Origin of the sequence: Synechococcus sp. R3-13, assembly GCF_047462195.1 — a bacterium.
Classification (GTDB): domain Bacteria; phylum Cyanobacteriota; class Cyanobacteriia; order Thermostichales; family Thermostichaceae; genus Thermostichus.
The window spans coordinates 1-4268 of the sequence record NZ_JANSIO010000152.1 but is presented as its reverse complement, the minus strand read 5'-3'; the positions used below and the strand labels follow the sequence as shown (position 1 = coordinate 4268).

The window sequence follows — 4268 nt, the reverse complement described above, 5'->3', positions numbered from 1 at the left end:
ACCGCTTTAGCGGTCGGAGTCGGGTAGTTTACCTTCTCCTCTGTCCGATCCCCCAGCCAAGACCAGGCAGAAAAAAACCGGACTCGGCTTCAAGCCTGCCCGTTGATGGATCCCCTCACCCCTTTCCCACAGGGAGAGGGGAAGACTAATCTGCGCCTTTCACTAGCCGACGAAAGGCCTTTTTGCCCACCTGCAAAATCCGCCCGGCCAGCTCCGAGGCATGGGCAAACTCCAGGTCGGGATCCTCCACCTTTTGCCCATCCAGCCGCACGGCGCCCCCTTGAATCTGCCGACGGGCCTCGGCGGCACTCTTGCACAGGCCACACTCACGCAGGATGTAGCTGAGTTTAACAGGGTAAGACAACCCATCGATGGCAAAGGTGGGGATGGATCCCGTTTCGGCAAGAATACCGTCTAGCACCAGGGCTTGGGCGGTGCGCTGGGCCTCTTCTGCCGCTGCGGGGGAGTGAAACTGGGCCACAAGGGTTTTGGCCAGCAAAATCTGTCGCTGGCGGGGATCCTCCGGCAGCTCGGCAAGGGGCACTGAGGTGAGCAACTCAAAGTAGCGCTCCACCAGGTGATCCGGCACCTTCTCCAGCTTGGAGTACATGGTGAGGGGATCCTCAGTCAGCCCCACGTAGTTGTTTTTGGACTTGGACATTTTCTGGTACCCGTCCAACCCCTCCAAAAGCGGCACCGTCACGCAGAACTGCGGCGCTTGGCCCTTCCAAATTTGCAGATCCCGACCGGTGAGCAGGTTAAAGCGCTGGTCGGTTCCCCCCAGTTCCACATCGGCTGCGAGGGCCACCGAGTCGTAACCCTGCAAGAGGGGGTAGAGAAATTCGTGCAAGTATACCGGCGTCCCGGCTTGGTAGCGCTGGGCAAAGTCTTCTTTGGCCAACATCTGCCCCACCGTCATCTGGGCCTGGAGTTCGATCAGCTCACTGAGAGTCAGGCGGGCCAGCCACTCGCTGTTGCGGCGCACCTCCAGCCGACCGGGGGTCTCAAAATCCAAAATCTTGCCGGCTTGCTCCAGATAGGTGCGGGCGTTTTCCTCCACTTCTGCCGGGGTGAGGCGGGGACGGGCCTCCGATTGGCCGGTGGGATCCCCGACCAGCGCCGTGAAGTCCCCGATGAGCAAAATAGCCACATGGCCCGCATCCTGGAACTGGCGCAACTTGCGCAACACCACTGAATGGCCCAGGTGTAGATCCGGTCGGGTGGGATCGATGCCCAGCTTCACCCGCAAGGGACGATTTGTTGTGGCCAGGCGCTCCGCCAGGGCAGCAGGCCCTCCCGGAAAGATCTCGGCCACCCCCCGCTCAACAATTTGGGCTATCAACGGATCCCGGTACGCTGGCGAAACTGAGGCTGACGATATACTCAAAGCCTGATCCTCCGGCTGAACCCATGAGCCATTTTAAGCCCACGCAAAAGATGCTCGATTCTCAACTCAAGATCTTCTCCCCCTAGCCCGGTTGGAGTTGTCGATGGGCAGGGTTGGCCATCCTGCTGCCCCAATAGACGCCGCCCTATAATGGGTCTGGCTTGTTGTTGCTTTGCAACACGGACGTGACAGGGTTTTTGACGTGACCTACGGTCGCAGACCATTGGCCCGCCGGGCGAGAAAGCCGGGGTTGGAGCGTGTCTCCAATTCCCCTTTTTCCGGATCGGGGTTTGACGAGCATGCCGACTATACCCCACCCACCCGCCCCTCCCGGATTGCCCAGGTTGCCGGTGTGGTGGGCAATCTGTTGCTGGGATCCCTGCTCTTGGGATCCACGGCAACGGCTGCCGGATTGGTGGGGCTGGCCATTAGCTTCCGCAACTTGCCGGACGTGCATCAATTGCGGGATTACGTGCCCATTGCCACCACCCACATTGTCGATATTCGGGGCGAGCCCATTGCCAGCCTACACGGGGAGGCCAACCGGGAAGTGATCTCCCTTGAACAGGTCTCGCCGGAGATGAAAAAGGCCTTGCTGGCCATTGAAGACAGCCACTTTTACACCCATCCAGGCATTAATCCGGTCAGCTTGGGCCGGGCGATCCTAGGCAGTGTGGAGGGGGGTATAGGCTCGGCGGGGGGGGGATCCACCCTGACAATGCAGTTGGTCAAGAACCTGTTTTTGAGGCCGGAGCGTACCCTCAGCCGTAAAGTCGCCGAGATCGTGTTGGCGGTGCGCCTAGAACAGGTCTTCAGCAAAGACGAGATCCTGGAGATGTACCTCAACCAGGTGTACTGGGGGCACAATCTCTACGGCATCCAGGCGGCGGCCCGCAGCTACTTCAACAAGGATGCGTCTGAACTGAACTTGGCTGAAGCGGCGATGTTGGCTGGGATCCTGCCGGCCCCGGAAACCCTCAGCCCCTTTCGCAACCTGGAGGGAGCCAAACGGCGGCAACACCTGGTGCTGGATCGTCTGGTGGAGCTGAAGTGGATTACCCCCGAGGAAGCCCAGGCGGCGCGGGAGCAAAAGCTGACCTTAGGCCGCATTACCTCCTTTCAAAGCAATGCTCCGGCGGTCACCGACGCCATTGAGGCGGAGCTGCGGCGCCGCTATGGGGAACAAGCTCTAATGCAAGGAGGTCTGCGGGTTCAGTCCACCATCGATCTGCGTCTGCAGCGCCTTGCCCAGCGCATTGTCAATGAAGATGGCCCCCGCATTGGGGCAGCTCGTCGTGCCGATCAAATGGCTCTGGCGGCAGTGGATCCCCGTACAGGCTATGTGAAAGCCATTGTGGGCGGGATCAACGCTCAGCGGGGCCAATTTAACCGCGCCACCCAGGCGTTTCGCCAAACGGGATCCACCTTTAAGCCCTATGTGTACTACGCGGCTCTGGCCAGCGGGCGCTATTCACCCGGCAGCATCTTGGAAGATACCCCCGTCACCTATCCCGGCTCGCCACCCTACAGCCCGAAAAACTACGACAACACCTTTTATGGCTCCCTCACCTTTGCTCGGGCTTTGGAGCTCTCCCGCAACGTGCCCACGGTCAAGTTGGCCGATGATGTTGGGATCCGCAACGTCATTGCAGCGGCTCAGGCCACGGGTATTACTGCCGAGATGTTCCCCAACTTGGCTACAGCTCTGGGCTCGGCCAGCGTCAGCCCCCTGGAGATGGCGGCCAGCTATGCGGTCTTTGCCAATGGCGGATATCGGGTGGAGCCGACCCTCTTGGCCCAGGTGGTGGATCGCAACGGCCAAATCCTCTTCGAGGCCAGGCCTCAGCCGCAGCGGGTTTTGGATCCCTGGGCGGTGGCTACGCTCAACCAAATCCTCAAAGGGGTAGTGACCCAAGGCACCGGGACGGCGGCTCGTTTGGATGACGGGCGACCCGTGGCCGGTAAAACCGGCACCACCTCCGATTTCCGCGACGCTTGGTTCATCGGCTACGTGCCGCAACTGTCCACCGCCATTTGGATCGGCAACGACAACAACTCTCCCATGCTGCCGGGTACGGCAGGAGGCGCTTTTGTGGCCCCCACTTGGAAGCGCTTTATGACCGAGGCTCTGCAAGGGATCCCACCTCAGGACTTCCCCAGCCCGCATCAATTTCCCCCTCCCCGACCATGAGCTACAGCGAAGAGCGGCTGGCGCGTATCGAGCGCACGGTGGAGGCCAATGCCCAGGCCATCGCCCAACTGACCCGACAGAACCAAGAGGTGCTGCAAACCATTGCCGGCACCGAGGAGCGCATTGCCAGGGCCGAGGAGCGCATTGCCAGAGCCGAGGAGCGCCTCGAGGCCGAGGTCAAACGGTGGGACGAGCGGTTTTTCCAGCTCAGCCGCGATACCCTCAACTTCACCCGCAATGTGGTTACCATTGCCGCCATCACAGCGGTTTTGATCCCCCTGCTCAGGGATGTCGCTCCCCTGCTGATCGAGCTGCTGCGGGAGGGATCCCGTTAGCCCTCTGTAGCTGGGACATCTCGCTTTTCCAACCGCTGGCCAACAAGTGGTTATCGGCAATTGCGCTGAGACAGCCGCGATTCCACCTCTCTGGGGTCGAGCAGGGTTCCAACCGGAATCGAGGTGTCCAAGGGATCCCAGCGCGTACTGATTCTGAGTTACACTAAGACTGCAAAGAAAGGTAACGCCTTTTTCTGGTTCTCCTGACCCTTCACCGCGTTCTTTCTTGCATTCCTTGCACAAGACACAGAGGACAGACGATTATGGCTTTTGAACTCCCGGCTCTGCCCTATCCTGCCGACGCGCTGAAGCCCTACATGTCGGCAGAAACGTTTTCCTTCCACCACGGCAAGCA

Annotated in this window: 3 protein-coding genes and 1 pseudogene; 3 read left to right on the top strand and 1 reads right to left on the bottom strand. The window is 60.3% G+C overall.

All coding sequences use genetic code 11. From position 1 onward, the window contains the following. Positions 1–145 precede the first annotated feature (145 nt). On the bottom strand, positions 146–1342 hold the full coding sequence (gene tyrS / locus NW856_RS04850) for a tyrosine--tRNA ligase (protein ID WP_414399366.1): 1197 nt from the start codon (positions 1340–1342) through the stop codon (positions 146–148). 247 nt (positions 1343–1589) lie between these two features. Between tyrS and NW856_RS04845 the strand changes: the two genes are divergently transcribed. The 3 genes and pseudogenes from NW856_RS04845 to NW856_RS04835 form a co-directional block, all read left to right on the top strand. Further along, positions 1590–3578 (top strand): transglycosylase domain-containing protein, encoded by a 1989-nt coding sequence (locus NW856_RS04845; RefSeq protein ID WP_414399365.1) that lies wholly within the window; start codon positions 1590–1592, stop codon positions 3576–3578. After that, positions 3575–3913, top strand: a complete 339-nt coding sequence (locus NW856_RS04840) for a hypothetical protein (protein WP_414399364.1) — start codon at positions 3575–3577, stop codon at positions 3911–3913. The genes NW856_RS04845 and NW856_RS04840 overlap by 4 nt, the downstream gene beginning before the upstream one ends. Before the next feature lie 263 nt (positions 3914–4176). Next, positions 4177–4268: pseudogene (locus tag NW856_RS04835) on the top strand (superoxide dismutase [Fe]); the annotation flags it as partial.

Coding starts and splice junctions, on each gene's coding strand:
- NW856_RS04840 (WP_414399364.1), top strand. CDS start 3,575: ATGAGCTACAGCGAAGAGCGGCTGGCGCGTATCGAGCGCACGGTGGAG.